This is a genomic window from Streptomyces sp. 796.1, from assembly GCF_047525675.1.
Taxonomy (GTDB): Bacteria; Actinomycetota; Actinomycetes; order Streptomycetales; family Streptomycetaceae; genus Streptomyces.
On the sequence record NZ_JBLIWA010000017.1, the window covers coordinates 54,493 to 74,529 of the forward strand.

Sequence of the window (20,037 nt, forward strand, 5' to 3'; positions counted from 1 at the left end):
TCGGTCGATGCCGCCCCTGATGCCCCTGCCGCCCCTGCCGCTGCGGACCGGCCGGCCCGCTACCTGTCCTGTCCGTCGCACACCGGTCCCGCTCGGCCGCCGGACCGCCGCGTCGCCGGCCGGGCCGGCCCGCGCGCCGCGCACCAGCCTGACCCCGGCGTACCGCCCGGTCAGCGGGGTGCGAGCCAGCCCTTCGGGTACGGCGGCTGCCCGAAGGTGCAGCGGGTCGCGACGCCGCGGCCGGAATCATCCGTTCGACCGCATCCCGGCCGTGGCTGTGACTGCAACTGCCGCTCGCAGTAGGTGAGTTCAGGTGGAAGTCGTGATCACCCCCGGCCACCGGAGCGCCGCAGAACCGACACACCCACCACGCGACCATCACACATCCACCACGTGCCGACCGCACCCACCCTTCGTACACACCCGCCTGACACACCCACTCGGGCACACCCACCCGGCACGCCCGCGCCAGTGGCTGCGGGACCCGCCGGGTCGAGCCGCCCGGCTGGGGCGGGAGTGCGAGGGTGCGGGGGTGCGGGGGTGCCCCTCAGATCAGCCCCTGTCGTAGCGCGTAGGCGACGGCGTGGGAGCGGTTGCGGAGGTTGAGGCGGGTCATCACGGCGTGCAGTACGTTCTTGATGGTGCGCTCGGAGTAGGCGAGCTTGAGGGCGATGTCGGCGGTGTCGTACCCCTCGGCGACCAGCCGCAGCACCTCGATCTCCCGGGCCGCGAGTCCGGTGAAGTTCAACCCGCGCGGCCCCAGTACCTCGCCCTGGAGCCGGCCCACCTGGGCCAGCAGACTGCCCAGCAGGTCGGCCGGCACGTGCCCCTCGCCCCTGGCCACCGCCGCGATGACCTGCACCAACCGCTCCGGTGTCGCCTCCGTACGCCGAATCACCCCGATGAAACCGCACTCCGCCGCACTCACGAGCTGCTGCTCGTCGATGTGCGTGGTGATGAGCACGCCGCGCCCGGTGCCGGCCCGTTGGATCTGCCGGAGCTGGCCCAACACCTCGTCGTCGATGAGGTCCACCACCACGATCGCCACCTGCGCGTCCTCCGCCGTGTTCGGATCGATGACGCGCACCTCGGGTCTGGCGCGAAGTTGACTTGCCACACCCGCCTGCGAGACGGGGTCCTGCGCTCGCAGATCTACCAGGATGCGCTCCGTCGTCGTTGAATGCATACCGTTCCATCGCCCCCATATCTGCCATGGACCTGACACAAATGGAACCGCGCCATCACTCAGGTCGCTCTCCGTGTGGCCCCTCGGCTGTGGCGCCCCTTCCCGGACATGCTCCGTCCCGCACCCCGGGAAGCGCGCGATGGCTCAGAGCGAACCCGGTTCTGCCCGAAAGTGTTCCTGCGCGGCCACTCCCGTCCCGTGCGGTGCGCCGTACCTTCCGGGCATGAGTGTTTCGGCCAGCTTGGACGACTCGCCCGTATCGGTGCAGCCCGGTGGCGAGGCAGACCTCTCCGTACAGGTGCGCAATGCGGGAACCACCGTTGAGGAGTACCGATTCGAGGTGGTCGGGCCCTGCGCCGCCTGGGTCACAGTAGAACCCGCGGCGCTGTCTCTCTACCCCGGTGCTTCGGGCACCGCGACGCTGAAACTGCGCCCGCCGCGGACCGCCAGGATCGCCGCCGGGCCGACGCCGCTCGGTCTGCGGGTGATCCCCACCCATGACACCGAGCACACCCAGGTGCCCGAACGGACCATCACCGTCCTGCCGTTCGCCGAGGTCACCGCCGAACTCGTGCCCCGCTCCTCGCGCAGCCCCTGGCGCGGCCGGCACAAGCTGGCCATCGACAACCTGGGCAACACGCGGCTGGCCATCGGGCTGACCGTGCAGGAGGGCGCGGAGCGGGCCAAGGTGACCGTGGAGCCGGGCGATGTGACCGTCCCGCCGGGCGAGGCGAAGTTCGCCCACCTCGTGGTGCGCCCGACGAACCGGCTCTGGCGCGGTGCGCCGATCACCCACCCGTTCCAGGTGGTGGCCACCCCGCGGGACGCGTCCGACGCCGGAGCGGCACCACCGCGCGAACCGGTGCTGGTGGACGGCTCGTACGAGCAGCAACCGATCCTGCCGCACTGGCTGCCCCGCGCGGTGATGGTCGCGGTGCTGCTGGTGGGGGTGCTGGCCGGGCTGTGGTACGCGCTGCTGCGGCCCACGGTGCGGTCCGCGGCCCGCGAGGCCATCACGCCCGAGGCCGTCGAGTCCGCCATCAAGGACGACGACGGGAAGAACGGGCCGGGCGCGGGGAGCGCGGGAAGCAACCAGCCGGGGCAGAACGGCGACCCCGCGGGTGGCCCCGGCGCGAACGGCAACGGCGCGAACGGCGGCACGACCGATGGCGCGTCCGGCGGCGGCGCCGACGGTGGCGCGGCCAACGCCGGCGCCACCGCAGGCACGGGGCAGGGTGGCGGTCGCAACGGCGGCAGCGGACAGGGCGGGCCGGCCGGCAACGGCGGTGCGAAGCCCGGGGAGCCGGGCGGCCCGGCCGCGCCGAAGAGCGCCCGGGTGCAGGTGCAGGACGCCGTCGGCGGGTCCTCCACGACCCGCGACGCGTACACGGTGCCCGCGGGCAAGACCTTCGCGCTGACTGACATCGTGGTGCAGAACCCGCAGGGTGACGCCGGCACGCTGACCGTCTCCAGCCAGGACGGGCAACTCCTCAACCTGGCGCTGGAGAACTTCCGGGACTCCGACTACCACTTCGTCACCCCCATCCAGGTGCCGGCGAAGAGCAAGGTCACCATCTCGGTGAGCTGCCGTGAGGTGGGCAAGCCGGTGAAGGCGCCGCGGCCCACCCAGTGCGTGGAATCGCTGTTCCTGGGCGGACTGCTCAGTGCGGACGCCCCGGCGCGGAACTGAGCGGGGGAGCGGGGTCGGCGCGCGGGTGGGCCGGAGTTGGGGTGGGTGCCCGCGCAGTTGGTGGTGGACGGACGTGCGGCCGGCCGGGCCGGCTGGGAGTGGCCCCCGCGGGCCCGGTGGGGCTCGGCCGATGGCTGGACTGAGCGCGGGGGCGTACCCAGGGAGCAGCGGCGCGTGGCCGTGCCGCCCCGGCAGCGCGGCCATCTGCTGTCGCCGGCGGGAGCCCAGGTGGTGAGCCGGCGCACGGGCCGCGCACCGACGCGGTGGACCACCCGCGCCCACCCGGCCCGCGCTACCCGCACTGCGCCCACCCGGCCCGCGCCCACCGAGCCCAAACCCACCCAGCCAAGACCTACCCACCCGGCACTCACCCGCCCGGCGTCTCCTCCTGCCCGTCCTGCTCCTCCTGCTTCTCCAGGTCCTCCGGCTTCGTCGCCGCCCGCTGGACGAACGCGCCCTGCACGTCGGCGGGTTCCTCGTCCTCGCCCTCGTCGTCGGCGCGCTGCACGGTCGGGGCGAGTGCGCGTTGCACAGCAGGCCCGGGCGTGGCGACGGGCGCGGGCGTCGGCCCGGTGTCTGCGGTCGGAGCCGCCGGCGGCTGGGCCATCACCCGCTCGGCGTTGGCGACGGCCTCCTGCTCGAACCGGTCCTGCGGATCGCTCACCCGGATGCCCCCCGGCGCGTCGGTCCCCTCGACGGGCCCCGAACGCTGCTGGACCACATGGGTCAGCTCGTGGGCCAGCATGGTCCGCCCCTGCGGGGACGACGGGTCGTAGGCGTCGCGCTGGAAGACGACGTTGTTGCCGACGGTGTACGCATGGGCGCCGACCTCTTGCGCGGAGGCGTGCGCCGCGTCGTCGGTGTGCACCCGTACGTCGGAGAAGTCGGCGCCGATCCTGGCCTCCATGTCCGTACGGGTTTCGGCATCGAGGGAGCGGCCACCGCCCGAAGACAGCACGTCGTGCACGGAGGAGCGCGGCCGTGCCGCGGACTCGGCGGCATCGGCCCCGTCGCCGTTCTCCTCGCTCCGCGCGCGCTGCACCAGGGCGCGCACGGCGCTGTTGCCGACGGCGCGCTGCAACGTCGCCATGCCCGAGCGGCCGACGACATCGGTACGGCCGGCGACCGCGGCCCGCAGCACGTGCGGGGTACGGGCCTGCTCCTGGGCCTCGGCACCCGGCTGCCGCGCGGCAGCCGCACCGTGTTCGTGCTGGTGCTCGGGGTCGCTGGCGTGGTCGTGCTCGTACATCGTCGACTCCCTCGCGACGTTCCGCCCCCATCTGCCTGCCCCTCCAGGCTGAGCGCCCCGCCCACGCCCCGTCCAGCCTCACCGCTGCGGGACCGGGGCAGCCCTCCTTGCCCGATCGGGCAGCGGCACGGTGCGGGGCGCTGCGAGTCGCAGGGGCCCGCGGGGCGGGTCGTACGCGTACGGGCGTGGGGGAGCGTGGCGCGAGGGAGAGTCGGGGACGGCCGAGCGGCGTACGGGCGGCGGTTGCTCGGGTGGGTTGCCGACGTGCTGGACTGCACCCGAACCACCCCGTACGAGCCCCGTACGGAGAAGGAACCCCGCGACGCAATGCGGCGATCCGAGGCCGGCCACTCCGCCTGGGGCCGGGCACCCCGCCTGCGCGGGGACCACACCTTCACGCTCGTCGCGGGCAAGCCGTGGATCGGACCACCCCCGCACGTGCGGGGACCGCGCCACCAGCCAAACGACCGACAGCCACCCGGCCGGACCGCCCCGCAGGCGCGGGGACCACACGTTCACGCTGGTCGCCGGTAACCCGTATGTCGGACCAACCTTGCGAGGGCAAGGACCACTTAGCGGAGCCGGCCGCCCGGTCAGGCGGCGAAGCCGACCCGCTCGCAAGGCCAGCCACGCACAAAAGCCAAGCCACACACCTCCGTCGGCCAACACACCCTACTCGGCGGTCCGCCGCAGGCCCCGGGCCCTCCGCAGGCCCGCGCCGTGGCCCCCAGGGCAGGCGACCCACACCCCTCCCACACCCCACTCCCACCCGAGCCCCAGTAGGCTCGCCTGCCAACGCCGGCTGAGGGAGCAGGACTTGGAAGGCTTGAGGACTGATGATCCACCGCGCATCGGGCAGTACGTCACGCTGGCCCGCCTCGACGCGGCGCACGGGCCCCGCACGCCGCCCGAGCGCCGCTACCTGGCGCGCAGCGCTGACGGCGCGCGCTCCGTCTGGGTGAGCCTGCCGGCGGCCGGGGTGGACCCGGTGCGCTGGGCGGCCGAGGCGCGGCGGGCCGGTGAGCTGGCCCAGCCGGGGCTGTGGCCGGTGCGGGAGGTCGGCGGCACCGCCGCGTTCCCGTGGCACGCCACGCCCTACCGGCCGGCCGTCCCACTGACCGCGGCGCTCGCCGCGCACGAGGGCCCGCTGCCCGAGGAATCGGTACGGGCCATCGGCGCCACCCTCGCTGAGACACTGGCGTCCACGCACGCCATCGGCCCGCCCCACGCGGGACTCAGCCCCGGAGCGGTCCTGCTCACCGCGTACGGGCCGGTGCTCGGCTGCTTCGGGGCGGTGCGCGCCACGGCACCCGCCGGGGCGTCGCGGGCCGGTCTGCCCGGTCTCGACCAGGAGTGCCTGGCGCCGGAACAGCTCGCCGGCGGCCCGATCGAGCAGCCGGGCGACGTGTACGCGCTCGGCGCCGTCCTGGCGTACGCGGCCACCGGGCACGCCGTGCCCGAACGCGCCGAGATCCCCGCGGGGCTGCGCGCGCCGATCACGGCCTGCCTCGCCCGCGACCCCGAAGCAAGGCCCCAACCCGCCCAGCTCGTCGGCGAGTTGCTGTCATCGGCAGGCTACGGAACCCTCACCCCCGGTACCGAGCTCGCCCCCCTTCCTGGCCGCGTCGTCGCGGCCCTGTCCGTACAGGCGGCACACACCCTCGCTGCCCGGCTTCCCACCGAGGTGCCCTGACGCGATGCTCTCCCCTCTCACCCACGACGACCCGCACGCCCTCGGCGCCTACCGGCTGCTGGCCCGCATCGGCGCCGGCGGCATGGGCACCGTCTACCTGGCCCGGACGGCCGGCGGGCGTACCGCGGCCGTCAAGACGCTGCACCCGCACCTCGCCACCCAGCCGGCGGTGCGCAGCCGCTTCCGGTTGGAGGCGGACGCGGCCCGCGTCACCCAGGGTCCGCACGCCGCCACCGTCTATGACGCCGACCCGGTCGCCCCGCAGCCCTGGCTGGCGATGGAGTACGTGATCGGGCCACAGCTCGACGCCGCGGTACGGCTCTGCGGGGTGCTGCCCGAGCGCGCGGTGCGCCAGGTGGGTGCCGCGCTCGCCGACGGGCTCGGCCAACTCCACCACTGCGAGGCGGTGCACCGCGACCTCAAGCCGGCCAACGTCATCGTGACCGCGACGGGCGCCAAGCTCATCGACTTCGGTATCGCCCGCGCGATCGGCGACCAGCCGCTCACCGGCCTCGGCCACACCCTCGGCACCCCCACCTACCAGTCCCCCGAGCAGGCCGCGGGGTTGGAACACACGGCGGCCGGCGACGTGTTCGCCCTGGCCGGGGTGTTGGTCTTCGCCGCATCAGGGCATCCCCCGTTCGGCACCGGCCGGCCCGACGAACTCCACTACCGCATCCGGCACGCCGCCCCCGACCTCGGCGCCGTGCCGCCCGGCCTGGCCCCGCTGCTCGGCCGCTGCCTGGCCAAGGACCCGACCGACCGGCCCAGCACCGCGGAGCTGGCCGCCGAACTCGCCGCGGGCGACGGGGCGGTCCTGCTGGCCGACGCGCTGCCGCCGGCCGTCCTCGGCGAGATCGCGCGGCGCGCCGACACCCTGTGGCAGCCACTGCCACACCGACTGCCACCGCCGCCCGCCGAGCTGCCGCCACCCCACGCGCCGACCGCCGCCCCCGGCCCCACCCGGCGCCTGCTGCTCGCGGTTGCCGGCGCGGGCGCCGTCGCCGGCGCCGCGCTGGCCGGTGGCGCGGCCTGGGCCCGGTGGGGCGAGGGGGGTCGGGCACCCGCCGCGCGCCCGACCCGTACCCGCACCGCGACCCGGCAGCGGCCTCCCGACCGGCTGTGGACCTTCACCGGCCGGCGCCCCGACACCGAGGGCGACATCGTGCCCACCCGGCGGGGTCTGGTGATGCCGGCGGGCATCGTCCTGGCCGGCGTCAACCCCGAGAGCGGCGAGGGCACCTGGCAGTCGAAGGTCTCCGAAGCCTGGCGCTGGGCCACCGACGGCACGGTCGTCTACGCGCTGCGCGAGGCGGACGAGGGCACCGAGCTGGTACTGGCCGAGGTCGACCCCACCCGAGGCGAGCTGGGCGAACCATTGCTGGAGCGGGCCGATCTGGACGGCCGCGAGGCGCGTAACCAACTCCTGTGCGTGGCGGGCAGCCGCGCCTACCTTGCGGCCCGCACCGCGGCGGGCAACCGCTGGTACCTGCTCGCCGTCGACCTGCGCAGCCGCCGCGAGTACTGGCGCCGGCCGCTGGCCGCGCCGCCGGCCCCGGACGTCAGGCCCGTGCTCGGCGCCGCGATCAGCGGTGACCACCTGGTGCTCCACCGCCCGGCGGTCTACGAAAACGCCGTCGACCTGTCCGTACACGCCGTCGCCGACGGTCGGCAGGAGTGGCTGCACACCGAGGACTACGAAGGCCAGCCGCCCGCCAGGCCCGTGCACGACGCGCGCCACGTGTACCTCGGCGACGCGGTCATCGACGCCCGGCGCATCACCGAAGGCGATCTGCGCTGGCGATTCGGCGACCTGCGTGACGTCGGCGACAACGCGGGCCAGACCCGCAGGTACGGGGCGCCGACCGTGCACGAAGGCGTCATCTACTGCACCGAGGGCGACCGCGGGATCGCCGCCATCGACGCCCTCACCGGCACCCTCAACTGGATGGAGGAGGGGCTGACGGGCCGGCACCTGAACCGTGAGGCGCCGCCCGTGGCCGGTGCCAAGTACCTCTACGGCCTCGATGACCGGGGGTTGCGCGCGGTCGACCGGCGTACGCACCGGGCGGTATGGACGTACGAGACCGATGCGACGGTGCTCACCGCCGACCCCGCCCGCGGCAGGCTCTACCTCCGCGAACAGCACGAGACGTTCGCCCTCCCGCTGCTCTGAACCCCCACCCGGCCCGGGCGCCCCAGACGCCCCGTCGCTCGACCACGCGCCGTACGGGCAGCCCCACCCAGGCCACTTCCGCAGCCACCGCCCGGCCCCGCAACGGACACCCACCCACCCCGAGGCACCCCCGAGCCAGCCAGCAACCCACCCACCCCGAGCCACCCAACCACCGCGCCAACCCGTCCTCCGACCTACCACCCACCCACCTCAGCCCACCTGCCAACCACCCACCGCCAAGGAGTCCGCGTGAAACCGCTCGGCCCCCACGACCCGCTGCGCCTCGGTCCCTACCGCGTCGTCGGCGTGCTCGGCACGGGAGGCATGGGACGGGTGTACCTGGGGCACGACGCGCAGGGAAGGGTCGCCGCGGTGAAGATGCTGCTGCCCGAGCTGGTGGGGGAGGGCGACCTCGCCCGGCGCTTCGTGCGCGAGGCGCTGACCGCCCGCGCGGTCACCAGCGACGGGGTGGCCCGGGTGCGGGCCGCCGACGTGGAGTCGGGCCGGCCGTGGATCGCCACCGAGTACCTGGCGGGCCCCACCCTCGCCGAAGCGGTGCGCCGGTACGGGCCGCTCGGCGAGGCTGCGTGCCGACAGGTGGCGCACTCCCTGGCCCGCACCCTCGGCGACATCCACCGTGCGGGGCTGGTCCACCGCGACCTGAAGCCGGGCAACGTCATCCTCACCTCGCACGGCCCGCGCATCATCGACTTCGGCATCGCCCGCCCCGAGCACGGCCTGACCCTCACCCACACCGGACAGATCCCGGCCACCCCCGGCTACGGCGCCCCCGAGCAGGTCCTGGGCCGGCGCACCGGGCCGGCCGCCGACGTGTTCGCGCTCGGCGCCGTGCTCGCCTTCGCCGCCGCCGGCCGCCCGGCCCACCCCGGCGGTATGGCGGCGGGCGTGCTGTACGAGGTGGTGCACGGCGAACCCGACCTGGACGCGGTCCCGGCGCCGCTGCGCGACCTGATCCGGCCCTGTCTGGCCAAGGACCCGGCCGACCGGCCGCTGCCCCACCAGCTCCAGGCCGCGGCGGACCCGCCCCGCGGCGCCGAACTCCCTTGGCAGGTCGGCCCGTTGGCCGACGACATCCGTGACCACGAGGCGGCGGCCCGGCGCCTGGTTCACGATCCGGGCGCCGCGGGACCGCCCCCGGGTCGGCCACCCACGACCCCGGCCGCCCCGGCCGCGTCCCGCAGGCGCCTGCTGGGCACGCTCGCCGCCGGCGCCTTGTTGGCGACGGGGGCGGGCGGCACCGCCTGGTGGTTCACCGGTGGCCGGCCCGGCCGCGACGGGGCGGCCGACCCCTTCGACGTACCGCAGGCCGTCCGGCCGCGGCCGGCGACCCCGGGCCCGTCGGACGGCACGCCCCGCCCCCTGTGGGGGCCGCTGCCCGGGGTGGCGGAACCGACCTCGCCGCGCCCGCTGCCGGTGCGTGACGTGGTGGTCTTCGCCGCGGCCGGCGGTGGCGTCGCGGCCCGCCAGGTCACCGACGGTGCCGCACGCTGGCGGGCCGGCGAGGCGCACGCCGACGCGGGCTATCTGTCGATCGCCGACCGCCTGGTGGCCACCGCGGACCGGGACGGCACCGTCCACACCTACGTGGCCGCCACCGGCTCGCCCCGCTGGAGCGCCGACGCCGCGGCCAGCACGCTGCTCGCCGCCGACGCGGACCACCTCTACGTGCTCACGGACGAGGGCGCGGTGCGCTGTCTGACCACGGCCGACGCCCGTGAACGGTGGACCCGCACCCCACCGCTCACGCTGACCGGCGGCCGGCCGGTGGCCGTACTCGGCGCGGGGTTGCTGGTCCTGTGCACGGTCACCGGCGACGTCCTCGCGCTGCACACCCGCACCGGGGCCAAGGCGTGGGTCCGCCGCGGGCAGGCAGCAGCAGCGCTCGCCCCGGCCGTCGACGGCGGCACGGTCTTCGTCGGCGGACACACCCTGGCCGCACTGCGGGCGAGCGACGGAAAGGAGGTGTGGAGCCGCGAACCGTTGGGGCCCGTACGGCGCGGCGCGTACGGCTGGGGCCCACCCACCGTCGTGGGCGGGCTGTTGTACGCCCTGGACAGCGAGGCGCTGCGGTTCCTGCGGCCTGACGGGGAAGAGGCGCACGCCGCGGCGTTCGTCGTCGGGGTCGCGCCGCCCTGGCAGCCACCCGTGGTGCAGGCCGGCAGCGTCTGGGTGGTGGAGAGCGGTGACACCGGGGTGAGCGGTCTGCCCAGGCTCGGCCCCAGCCCCACCGCGGCCCAGACCTATCCGCTCACCGGTGGGCCGAACCGCACGCTGGCGGGCGAGGGGAACCGCCTCTTCGTCCTCAACGCCGGCTCCCTCCTGGCCCTGCCGGTGTACTGACCCCCGTTCCGCCCCACCGTCAAGCGGCCTGCACGAAAGGACCAACTGCCCGCGAGGGGCGTACTCCTGGCGCCATCTCGCCGAGCCCGGGCGCGCCCGCTACGCGTCCGGTTCGCGGAGCGCTCCGGCGAGGACCGCGTGCACGGCCCGTCGGACGGCCGCGGGCTCGGGCGGGGCGCCGTTGCGGTCGGCGAAGAGCAGGTGCCCGGTGCCGATCAGGGTGGGAGCCAGTACGTCGAGTGCGGCGTCGTCGGCGATGCGCCCCAGTGCGCGCTCCGCGGCGAGGTAGTCGGCGACCACCCCGGTGGCCTCGGTGAGCAGCGGAATGCCGACCGGAGTCGTCGACCGCAGCCGGGCGCGCAACGCGTCGCGCGAAGTCACCAACCCCACCATGGCCACGGCCACCGGGGTGAACAGCGCGGTGAGCGCGTCCGTCAGGTTGTCGGTGACGCTTCCGGCCCCGGCCGTCCGCCGCAACTCGGCCGTCCGCCCGGCGAGCCCGTCGATCCGCTCGCCCACCAAGGCGGCGAGGAAGGCGTCGAAGTCGGCGAAGTGCCGGTGCAGCACGCCCTTGGCGCAGCCGGCCTCCTCGGTGACGGCACGGCTGGTCAGCGCGCTCGGCCCGCCCCGGGCCAGGATGCGCCCGGCCGCCTCGAACAGTCGCTCCCGGACGTCGTGGAGTGCCACTCCGGTAGGCACGGTGCAGTGCTCCCTCGCTCGATCGGGCCCACCCGCCGCTTGACGAGTGGGCAAGTGCCCACTAATAGTGGGCGTATGCCCACCATACCGCCGGGGCGCGCCCCGGGCCCCCGGCCCCAGCCCCACGAACTCCGCTCCGTGGCCGAGTCGTTCGGCATCGACGTCGAGCGCTACGACCGCACCAGGCCGCGTTACCCCACCGAGTTACTGGCCCGGATCATCGACCACGGCCCGGGCCGCACGGTGCTCGACGTCGGCTGTGGCACCGGCATCCTCGCCCGCCAACTACAAGCGGCCGGCTGCACCGTCACCGGCGTCGAACCCGACGCCCGCATGGCGGCCCTGGCCCGCAGGTCGGGCGTGCCGGTCGAGGTCGCCACGCTGGAGGACTGGGACCCGGCCGGTACCTCCTTCGACGTGGTCGTCGCGGGCCAGGCATGGCACTGGGTGGACCCGGTGGCGGGCGCGGCCAAGGCGGCCCGGGTGCTGCGCCCCGGCGGTCGGCTGGCCGCGCTGTGGAACGTGATGCAGCCACCGCCCGAGGTGACGGACGCCTTCGCCACCGCCTACCAGCGCGTCGCCCCCGACACCTCCTTCGCCGTGGGCACCCCGGCCCAGCACGCCTACCGGGCGCTGACCGACAAGGCGATCGACGGCCTGCGGCAGGCCGGTGGCTTCGCCCCCGCAGAACAGTGGCGCACGGAGTGGGACCAGCCCTACGACCGCGCCGCCTGGCTGGACCAACTCCCCACCCACGGCACCCTCACCACCCTCGACGCGGAACGACAGGCCGAGGTGGTACGGGAGGTGGGGGCCGCCATCGACGCGCTCGGCGGGTCGATGACCGTGCACTACACGACCGTGGCACTGACCGCCGTACGGACCGCCGCAGCAACCGGGCGGGCTTGACGGGTGCGTCTGGCCAGGCACGTCTGACCTGGTGGGTTGGGTCTGGTGCGTTCCGGCCGAGCCTGGCTGGCCGCGGTCGCCCGACCCGGCGCGTGCGGCCGGACCTGCCCGACCGGGCCCGCCGAGCCGGCCCGTACCGTACGGCATCCGGCCCGGTCGCCGTGCCGGTCCACCCAGGCCGGCGCCCCGCGGCTCACAGCCGGTCCCGGGGCGCCGTCCACTCGTGCGGCCAGCGCATCCACATGCCGGGCTCGCCAGGAGCGCCGCTCGGCGGTGACCAGACCAGGGACTCCCGGGGGAGCAGGATGCCCCGCTCGCCCCAGCCGGCGACGGCAGGCGGCCGGCCGCGGCCACTGGGATCGCCCACCGGGTAGGGCGCCTGCCCCAGCGCCTCAAGGCGCTCCAACGCGTCGCACAGGTCCCGGGTCGCGCGCTCGACCTCGGCGGCGTAGGGGTCCGTCACGAGCGGGCCCCTTCCGGCTCGGGGAGCAGCGCCCACACCTCACGGCTGACCCGCCCGCGACGGGTGCCCCACCGCTTCGCCAACGCGTCCACGATGAGCAACCCACGGCCCGACTCCGCCAGCGCGGTCAGGTCCCCGGCGTCCTCCAGCGGGCGGCGCGGACGCGGCACCGTGTCACCCGGCGGGCCCCAGACGCCCAGCCGAATCCCGTCCGACGTGCGGCGGACGTGACACCACACCATGCGCAACCGGCCGCGGTGCCTGCCGTGTTCCACCGCATTGGTGACCAACTCGCTGACCAGGAGCGCCGCATGTTCGATGGTGCGCTCGTCCGACCCCCAGTGCTCCAGCGCCGCCCGGACCTGCCGGCGGGCGATGGCCGGCCCCATGGGCTCCGCGGGTATCCAGCTACGGCACGCACCGGCGGCCTGGCCGGGGTGTCGCGGAGGGGGTTCCTCTGGTAAGCGATAGCTCATACTCTCACCATGCGCGCAGTTTGCACGCTTGGCAATATGTGTCAATCAGGAATCTGATACTCCTGAGCGCCTCCCTTCCCAGGGGCGGCGGCGACCCGGAACGGGGAGGAAGATGTGCCGCAGCGGCCACGACCCAGCCCCACGCTGGAACACCGCGTGGTGGCGAAACGGCTGCGCAGAGTGCGCGAGGAGGTCGGCCGCAGCGTCGCCCAGGCGGCCGAGGCGGCCGGCGTCGCCCACACCACCGTCTGGCGCCTCGAAGAGGCCAAGACCTCCATCGACCTCGGGCTCATCGAACAACTCCTGACCCTGTACGGAATCCCGCTCGCCGAGCGGGAACGCCTGGTGGAACAGGCAGCAACGGCCGCCAGGCCAGGCTGGTGGCACCAGCGCTACCGGCCCGTGATGACCCGCGACTACCAGGAGTGGGTCGCGCTGGAGAGCGCCGCTTCCCTGGTCCGCGTCTGGCACCCCGGCCTCGTCCCCGACCTGCTCCAGATCCCGGAGTACACCGCCGCCCTCTACCGCGCCCGCAACCCCAACCACACCGCGGACGAACTCGACCTGGCGGTGGAACTCGTCGCCGAACGCCAACAGCGGCTGCGCCGGCGCCAAGCCAGGCTCTGGGCCGTCGTCTCGGCCGCCGCCCTGTACACCGCCATCGGCCCGCCCGAGGTGATGCGCGCCCAGCACCAGGCCCTGGAGCGCACCATGACGCGCCCCAGGGTCACCTTCCAGATCCTGCCGCTGACGGCCGGTTGGCACCCGATGACCGGCGCACCGCCGGTCCGGCTGCTCCGGCTCGACGTGGACGAGATCGGTGACCAGATCCTGCTCGACCTGCCCGGCGGGACCACCATCATCGAGGCGCCCGAGCAGGTCGCCACCTGGCGTCAACGACTGGACGCCGCCTCGGCCGCGGCGGGCTTCCGCAAGGCCCCGCTGCCCGACCTCATCGCCCCAACGACCCCTTGAAGGAGCACTACCGATGACCAACCACGTCACACCCGCCGGACGCCCGCACCCGCCCACCGGAGTGGACCCGACCGTGGCACACCCGGCGCGGTTCTGGAACTACATGCTCGGCGGCAAGTACTGGTACCCGGCGGACCGGCAGGCGGCCGAGGCGGTCATCGCACAGCTCCCCGAGGTGAGCGAGATCGCCCTGGCCGGCCGGGAGTTCCTGTGGCGCACCGTGCGCTGGGCCGCCCGCGAGGCCGGGGTGCGCCAGTTCCTGGACCTGGGCGCGGGGCTGCCCGCCGAGCCCAACGTCCACCAGATAGCCCAGCGGCACCAGCCCGACGCCCGCGTCGTCTACGTCGACAACGACCTGATGGTGAGCATGTACCAGCAGGCGTACCTGGACAGCACCCCGGAGGGGCGCACCGCCTGCTTCATCGCGGACATGCGCGACACCGCCGACGTGCTGCGCCTGGCCGGCGAGACGCTGGACTTCACCCAGCCGATCGCGCTGATCTTCTCCGACAGTCTGGGGCTGATCGAGGACCACGCCGAGGTCTACCGGCTGGTGCGGGAGTTCGTGGCCGCCGTACCCACCGGCAGCCACCTCATCATCGGCCACTCGGCCCCCACGTCGGACGCGGTCGTCGCCTCCGAGCAGCAGTACAACGAGCAACCCGGCGTCATCCCCTTCACCCTGCGCAACCGGGAGCAGATCGGCCACTTCTTCGACGGCCTGGAGATGGTCGACCCGGGGCTGGTGCTGATGCCCGACTGGCGCCCCGACAGCGACACCCTGCCGGCCCGCTCCGGCATCGGGTACGGGGCCGTCGCCCGCATCCCGTGACCCGGCCGGGCCCGCGGGGCCCGCGGGCGCCGCCGATTGTCAGTGGTGGGGTGCATGCTGACGGTGTCAGATCCACCCGAGGCCGCAACAGGAGCACAACATGGCCGTCACCCACCCCCAGGCTGCCCAGCACTCGTTCTTGCACGGGCTGTACGAGGACGAGTACTTCCCCGACCACCTGGTCGACAAGGGCAAGGCGATCCTGGTGCGGCTGTGCGAGCGGATCGAGACGGAGCGGCCGGCCGACCTGCCGGCGCTGTACGTGCTGACGCACGCGGCGACGGAGGAGTTCAACGACCTTGAGGCGGAGTTCGACGAGGCAGACAGCGAGTTCGAGACGACCGCGCGGGAAGAGATAGCCGGGGACTTCTGGTTCGTCGCCGAGACGTACGGATTCCCGAGCGCGGACGTCGAGGAGCTGATCGCGCCCCGGGAGTGGTGAGGCAACCGGTCGGCCGGCCGCCCCGCAGTGCGCGGCGACGCCGGCCACCGGCCCCACCGTCGGGGGTGCGGCGACAGGTCACGCCCCGGTGGCCGGGCCGCCCGCCGGCCGGTCCGTCGGCCAGCGGACCCGCCCACCGGCCACCAGCGCCGGTGACGTCGCGTCGAGACGCCGGCTTCCCGCCCGTCTGACCCACACCCACCGGCACGGCCGGGCCCCGGCAGCGCTCGCGACCGCTGCCCCACCCGCACACCAGCCCCACCCACACACCAGCGCAGCGAGCGAGATGTCAGCTCGCTCGCTGCGCTGGTGCGGTCGCGGCTCGGCCGCCGGCGGGTCAGGACGTGGCCGTGGCGTCCGCCGAGGCATCGCCCGCCGATTCGGCGTCGTCGTCCGCAGCGGCGTCGGCCACAGCGGCACCACTGGCGGCGGCCGAGTAGAACACCGAGCGGCCCTGGGTGGTGCGCTGGGCCTGGTTCTTCGAAACCAGGTGCTCCAGGCTCTCGCGCACCCCGGCCCGACTCCACTCCTCTTCCGGGTGGCGCTCCTGCAACGTGGCGGTCACCTCGGTCGCCGACCGCGGCTCACCGTGCTCGGCCAGGTAGTCCACGATCACCTGGCCGCGCCGACCCCGCGCCGGCGAACCGGCCTTCGACGCAGGGGACTTCTTCCGCGACTTGCCCCGACCCGCCGCACCCGAACGCGCCGTGCGCGTCCCGGTGCGCCGAGCGGTGGACGACGCGGCGCGCCGCGCGCCCGGCACGGTCGCGGTGGCCGCAGCAGCCTGCGGCTCATCTGCCTTCTCAGCGGAACCCTCCGGCGCCTGCGACGCACCGTCGGACGAGCCGATGTAGGTGAGCAGGAGGGCCTTTGACGAGTCCAACTGCTCCAGTCGGTTCTGGAGCTCGGCGAGTTGGTCGACCAGCTCCGCGCGCTGCTCGTCCATGTGCCGCAACACGGACTCCACCGAGGCGGACGGGTTGAAGGTGGCAGGGGTCGCGCTCTTCCGACTCTTGGCTGACACACGTTCTCCTGTGCTTTGGGGGATGTTGGCCCTGGATGCTACTCATGAAAGCCCGTTGTGCGCCCCTGTTTGCATGTCTCAGGCTGGGGAGTGAGGTTACTTGACCGGCCTGTCGGTGGCCCCGCACGACCCCGCTGCGCGCGCATCTGCCCTGCGTACTGCGGGTTTGGCGGCGTTCGGACGAGGGTTGTGCCACTCACCAGACAGGGTGTGAGCGCGTCACATCACGGAAGCCACGCACCTGTTCGGCATCACCGGTTCGGGTGGCTGTCCGCCCTTGTGCCGGGCCCGGCCCCGCCAGCCAGCCCCCGACCACCGCCCCGCACGCCAGCCTCTCGCCACCCCACCCGGCCGACGCCCCGGCCGAACCCGTCCACACCCGCGCGGTGACCTCGTACGACCACCCGTGCGATGACCTCGTACGACGCGGACAGACCGGCCACCGGTCGGCCGGCCCGCCACTGCCCGATTGCTCGACTGCGCGACGCTTCTGCGCGATGCGAAGGGGCCGACGCGATGGGGTCGGGCAGGCTGGGACCGGACAGGCTGGGACCGGTGTGCCTGGTTCTCACGCGCCTGGTACGCCCCGATGGTCGTACGCGCCCCGCGGTCAACCCAGCTCCCGCCCACCCACTTCACTCCGCGTCCTCCCACCCCGTCCCACCCGGCCCCGCTGCCCGCGTCACCCAGCCAGCCACCCTGCCGAGCGGGGCGCCGCCGGTGCATTGCTGGTGCGCTGCGCATACTCTGCGGCTCACGGCGCAGAATTGCGGGGTGACACTACCTCGCATCCGGGTGGCCGGATACGTGCTGCGGCGGCGCGGCACCCCCGAACTCCTGGTGTTCGACCACGTCGGCATGGCAGCGGCCGGCACCCAGGTGCCGGCCGGTGGTGTGCTGCCGGGGGAGTCGCTGGCCGCCGCCGTGCTCCGGGAGGTGGTTGAGGAGACCGGCCTTGACGGTGCCACCGTCCGACAACCGCTCACGGTGGAGGACAAGCCCCACCCCGAAACCCAACAGCCGCGCCGTACCACGTACTTCCACCTCCAGGCGCCGGCCACCGCACCCGACGCGTGGACCCACCGGGTGCGCGGCGGCGGGGGCGATGCCGGCCTCGTGTTCGCCTGCCGCTTCCAACCCCTGCCCCTCACCCACCCGCTCGCCGACGACCAGGACGCCTGGCTCGGCCACATCGACCCGCGCTACGCCACCCGCCCCTGACACTCACTTCCCGCCCCACGCAACGCGCGGACGCCGAACCCGCGTCCCCAAGGAAGAACCGCACCACGGGCATCACCGGCCCCGATCCTGACCCCACGTCGCCCACCCAGATCGGAACCAACATGCGACCGAACGCCCAGGCGGCAACAACCGACACCCCCCACGCACCGCAGACGACACCCACCGCGGCCCCACCTGCCGCACCGGAACGGATCGGCAGCGCCAGGCTCGCCCGGCGCGCCCTGCTCGGCGGTGGCCTGGCGGCCGGCGCCGCGGCCCTCGCCTCCTGGCCGGCCCACGCCAGCGGGCCCGCACCGGCCCCCGCCACCCCCACCAGAGCGACCACCCACCCGGCCCGTCGCCACCCCACACCCACCGGCGACGTGCTGGCCGTCGTCCAGAAGAGCGGCCACGGCCTCGCCTTCCACGACACGGCGTCCGGCGAGCTGCTGGCCCGCATACCGTTGGAGCACTACCCGCACGAGGTGGTCGCGGACGCCGCCCGCCGCTACGCCTACGTCGGGCACTACGGCGTCCGCATGTCCGGCGACCCCGGACCCGGCGGCACCGGCGTGTGGATGGTCGACCTGCGCGCCCGGCAGTTGGTGCGCACGCTGCCGACCGATCCGTTCCGCCGTATCCACGGGCTCGCCATCGACCGGCACGACCGTCTCTACGCCCTGCCCGAGACCGATGCGGTCCTCCTGGGTTACGACGAGCCGCGCACTGCCACCGCGCCGTCCCGCACCCTGCCGACCGGCGGCGCCAAGACCCATCTGCTCACCGTCAGCCCCGACGGCGAGCGGGCGTACGTCACCGGGCTCGACTCCGGCACCGTCAGCCTCCTCCACCCGCACGACCCGATGGTGCCGCCGGTGGTGGCCACCCCCGGACCGCGGCCCGAGGGATGCTGCCTGTCCGCCGACGGTCGCACCCTCTACGTCGGCGTGCGTGGCAACGGCACGGTGGTCGCGCTGGACGCCACGACCCTCGCCGTGACCGGTTCGTACGACACGGCGGGCGGCGACCCGCTGCGCGTCTACGCGGCCGGGCCCGCCGCGCCCGGGCTGCTGCTGGTCACCGACATCGTCCGGCGCACCCTCACCCTGCTCGACCCGGCCCTGCGCCCGCTGGCGACGATCGCGCTGGCCGGATTGCCGTCGGCGCTCTCCCTCCACCCGCACCGCCCCCTCGCCTACGTCAGCGAACTGGACACCGGCCGGGTCACCCTCGTCGACCTGGAACGGCGCTGCACCACCGGCGGGTTCGCGGTCGACGGCGAGCCCGACTCCTCGATCCTGCTTCCCGCCCCTGCCACCGGCCGCTCCTGACCCCGTCCGCCACCACGGCAGGCCCCAACCAACTCATCCCAGCCAACTCATCCCAGCCAACCCACCCAAGCTGAGCGACCCGAGCCGAGCCGCCCGGCCCGCCACCTCCACCCGAGGTCGGGCCGGGCGCCCGCGCACCCGTCAGGCCCTCACCCGTCAGGCCCCCACCGGCGAGGCGGTGGCGACCAAGTCAGCCATCCCCACCGCGCCAGCCACTCCCACCGCACCGTCGGCCCCCACCGCGCCAGCCACCCCCACCCTGCCCGTCGCCTCCGCGGCGCCGCGGGAGCGCGCGCGGTGCTCGCTCGGCCGGACCCCGAGGGTGCGCTTGAAGGCGACGCTCAACGCGTACGCATTGGAGTAACCCACCCGGCGCGCCACCGCCTCCACCGTGTCCTCCGTACGCGTCAACAGGTCGGCGGCGGTACGGATGCGCCACTCCGTGAGGTACGTCATCGGCGGCTGCCCGACGAGTTCGGTGAAGCGCTGTGCGAAGGTGGCGCGCGAGGTGCTGGCCTCGGCGGCGAGCCCGGCCACCGTCCACGGCCGGGCCGGATCGTCGTGCATCAGCCGCAGCACGGGGCCGACCACCGGATCGCGGTGAGCCCGGTACCAGGTCGGCGTGTGCGTGTCCGAGAGCTCGAACCACTCCCGCAGGCTGGCCACGAGCAGCAGGTCGAGCAGCCGGTCCAACACGACCTGCTGCCCGGGGGCGCTCCGGCGCAACTCGCGGCTGATCATGTCGAAGGTGGGACAGCCCTCGGGCGGCGCCGGCACCAGCGCGATCCGCGGCAACGCGGCCAGCACCCGCTCGGTGACGCTGCCCCGCACCTGATAGGTGGCCTTGAGCAGCACGGTGGCGCCCTCCGGGCGGGCCCCGTCACCACACATCGGCAGCGGCCCGTCCACCGCGGGCCTGCCGTCGGGCGTGGTGCACCGATCCGCCCCGTGCACGACGGCCAGCGGTGCGGTGTCCGGACCGTCGGCGATGGCGTACGGCTCGGGGCCGCGCACGATGACCACGGAAGCGGTGGGCAGCCGCACCGGCGCGCCGCCCTCCGGCGTCACCCAGGCCGACCCCCGCAACGCCACCACCAGGCTCAGCGGGGCCCCCTCGGCGAAACGCAGCGACCACGGCGGGTTGAGGACGGACTCGTCGAGCAACACCCCGTGCGGGCGGACATCGTGCAGCAGTCGGGAAAGCGCGTCATCCACGGCCGCAAGTTTAGACGCACGGACATCTACCCCGGAGAAACAGCCATCCTCAAGCCAGCGAACGGCCCGTTGACTGAAGGCCATGAGACACCTTC

Annotated in this window: 17 protein-coding genes; 10 read left to right on the top strand and 7 right to left on the bottom strand. The window is 74.5% G+C overall.

Features of this window, described 5'->3' with window-relative positions; genetic code table 11:
- Positions 1-547: 547 nt before the first annotated feature.
- Positions 548-1,186 carry a helix-turn-helix transcriptional regulator gene (locus ACMA1D_RS13620; RefSeq protein WP_414724199.1) on the bottom strand — a complete coding sequence of 213 codons (639 nt, stop codon included), beginning with the start codon at positions 1,184-1,186 and terminating at the stop codon, positions 548-550.
- 223 nt (positions 1,187-1,409) lie between these two features.
- Here ACMA1D_RS13620 and ACMA1D_RS13625 point away from each other — a divergent pair, with 223 nt between their 5' ends.
- The gene (locus tag ACMA1D_RS13625; protein WP_414724200.1) at positions 1,410-2,876 is read left to right on the top strand and encodes a hypothetical protein; all 1,467 of its coding nucleotides are present in this window, start codon (positions 1,410-1,412) and stop codon (positions 2,874-2,876) included.
- A gap of 367 nt (positions 2,877-3,243) precedes the next feature.
- On the opposite strand, the gene ACMA1D_RS13630 is transcribed toward ACMA1D_RS13625, so the two are convergent.
- Positions 3,244-4,125, bottom strand: coding sequence for a DUF4157 domain-containing protein (locus tag ACMA1D_RS13630; protein WP_414724201.1), 882 nt, complete (start codon positions 4,123-4,125; stop codon positions 3,244-3,246).
- Positions 4,126-4,951: 826 nt separating this feature from the next.
- Between ACMA1D_RS13630 and ACMA1D_RS13635 the strand changes: the two genes are divergently transcribed.
- The 3 genes from ACMA1D_RS13635 (at position 4,952) to ACMA1D_RS13645 (ending at position 10,355) form a co-directional block, all read left to right on the top strand.
- Positions 4,952-5,818, top strand: coding sequence for a serine/threonine protein kinase (locus ACMA1D_RS13635; RefSeq protein ID WP_414724202.1), 867 nt, complete (start codon positions 4,952-4,954; stop codon positions 5,816-5,818).
- A 4-nt stretch (positions 5,819-5,822) separates the two neighbouring features.
- Positions 5,823-7,994 (top strand): protein kinase domain-containing protein, encoded by a 2,172-nt coding sequence (locus ACMA1D_RS13640; RefSeq protein ID WP_414724203.1) that lies wholly within the window; start codon positions 5,823-5,825, stop codon positions 7,992-7,994.
- 249 nt (positions 7,995-8,243) lie between these two features.
- Positions 8,244-10,355, top strand: coding sequence for a protein kinase domain-containing protein (locus ACMA1D_RS13645; RefSeq protein WP_414724204.1), 2,112 nt, complete (start codon positions 8,244-8,246; stop codon positions 10,353-10,355).
- 99 nt (positions 10,356-10,454) lie between these two features.
- On the opposite strand, the gene ACMA1D_RS13650 is transcribed toward ACMA1D_RS13645, so the two are convergent.
- On the bottom strand, positions 10,455-11,054 hold the full coding sequence (locus ACMA1D_RS13650) for a TetR/AcrR family transcriptional regulator (RefSeq protein ID WP_414724205.1): 600 nt from the start codon (positions 11,052-11,054) through the stop codon (positions 10,455-10,457).
- 75 nt (positions 11,055-11,129) lie between these two features.
- Between ACMA1D_RS13650 and ACMA1D_RS13655 the strand changes: the two genes are divergently transcribed.
- Positions 11,130-11,963, top strand: a complete 834-nt coding sequence (locus tag ACMA1D_RS13655) for a class I SAM-dependent methyltransferase (RefSeq protein ID WP_414724206.1) — start codon at positions 11,130-11,132, stop codon at positions 11,961-11,963.
- A gap of 193 nt (positions 11,964-12,156) precedes the next feature.
- Here ACMA1D_RS13655 and ACMA1D_RS13660 read toward each other — a convergent pair whose 3' ends face one another.
- The gene (locus ACMA1D_RS13660; protein WP_414724207.1) at positions 12,157-12,426 is read right to left on the bottom strand and encodes a hypothetical protein; all 270 of its coding nucleotides are present in this window, start codon (positions 12,424-12,426) and stop codon (positions 12,157-12,159) included.
- Positions 12,423-12,815, bottom strand: coding sequence for an ATP-binding protein (locus ACMA1D_RS13665; RefSeq protein WP_414724208.1), 393 nt, complete (start codon positions 12,813-12,815; stop codon positions 12,423-12,425). Before ACMA1D_RS13665 ends, ACMA1D_RS13660 begins: the two co-directional genes overlap by 4 nt.
- A gap of 243 nt (positions 12,816-13,058) precedes the next feature.
- Between ACMA1D_RS13665 and ACMA1D_RS13670 the strand changes: the two genes are divergently transcribed.
- From ACMA1D_RS13670 to ACMA1D_RS13680, 3 genes are all read left to right on the top strand, one after another.
- Positions 13,059-13,877, top strand: coding sequence for a DUF5753 domain-containing protein (locus tag ACMA1D_RS13670; RefSeq protein ID WP_414724209.1), 819 nt, complete (start codon positions 13,059-13,061; stop codon positions 13,875-13,877).
- A 13-nt stretch (positions 13,878-13,890) separates the two neighbouring features.
- Positions 13,891-14,709 (top strand): SAM-dependent methyltransferase, encoded by an 819-nt coding sequence (locus ACMA1D_RS13675; RefSeq protein ID WP_414724210.1) that lies wholly within the window; start codon positions 13,891-13,893, stop codon positions 14,707-14,709.
- A gap of 100 nt (positions 14,710-14,809) precedes the next feature.
- Positions 14,810-15,151: a DUF5713 family protein gene (locus ACMA1D_RS13680; protein WP_414724211.1), complete on the top strand. Its 342-nt coding sequence runs from the start codon at positions 14,810-14,812 to the stop codon at positions 15,149-15,151.
- Positions 15,152-15,488: 337 nt separating this feature from the next.
- Here ACMA1D_RS13680 and ACMA1D_RS13685 read toward each other — a convergent pair whose 3' ends face one another.
- The gene (locus ACMA1D_RS13685; protein WP_414724212.1) at positions 15,489-16,175 is read right to left on the bottom strand and encodes a BlaI/MecI/CopY family transcriptional regulator; all 687 of its coding nucleotides are present in this window, start codon (positions 16,173-16,175) and stop codon (positions 15,489-15,491) included.
- Between the two features lie 774 nt (positions 16,176-16,949).
- Between ACMA1D_RS13685 and ACMA1D_RS13690 the strand changes: the two genes are divergently transcribed.
- Together ACMA1D_RS13690 and ACMA1D_RS13695 are read left to right on the top strand one after the other, a co-directional pair.
- Positions 16,950-17,396 (top strand): NUDIX hydrolase, encoded by a 447-nt coding sequence (locus ACMA1D_RS13690; protein WP_414724213.1) that lies wholly within the window; start codon positions 16,950-16,952, stop codon positions 17,394-17,396.
- A 122-nt stretch (positions 17,397-17,518) separates the two neighbouring features.
- The gene (locus tag ACMA1D_RS13695; RefSeq protein ID WP_414724214.1) at positions 17,519-18,727 is read left to right on the top strand and encodes a YncE family protein; all 1,209 of its coding nucleotides are present in this window, start codon (positions 17,519-17,521) and stop codon (positions 18,725-18,727) included.
- A gap of 156 nt (positions 18,728-18,883) precedes the next feature.
- Here the strand turns inward: ACMA1D_RS13695 and ACMA1D_RS13700 are convergent, their stop codons facing one another.
- Positions 18,884-19,942 carry a cupin domain-containing protein gene (locus ACMA1D_RS13700; protein ID WP_414724215.1) on the bottom strand — a complete coding sequence of 353 codons (1,059 nt, stop codon included), beginning with the start codon at positions 19,940-19,942 and terminating at the stop codon, positions 18,884-18,886.
- Positions 19,943-20,037 lie beyond the last annotated feature (95 nt).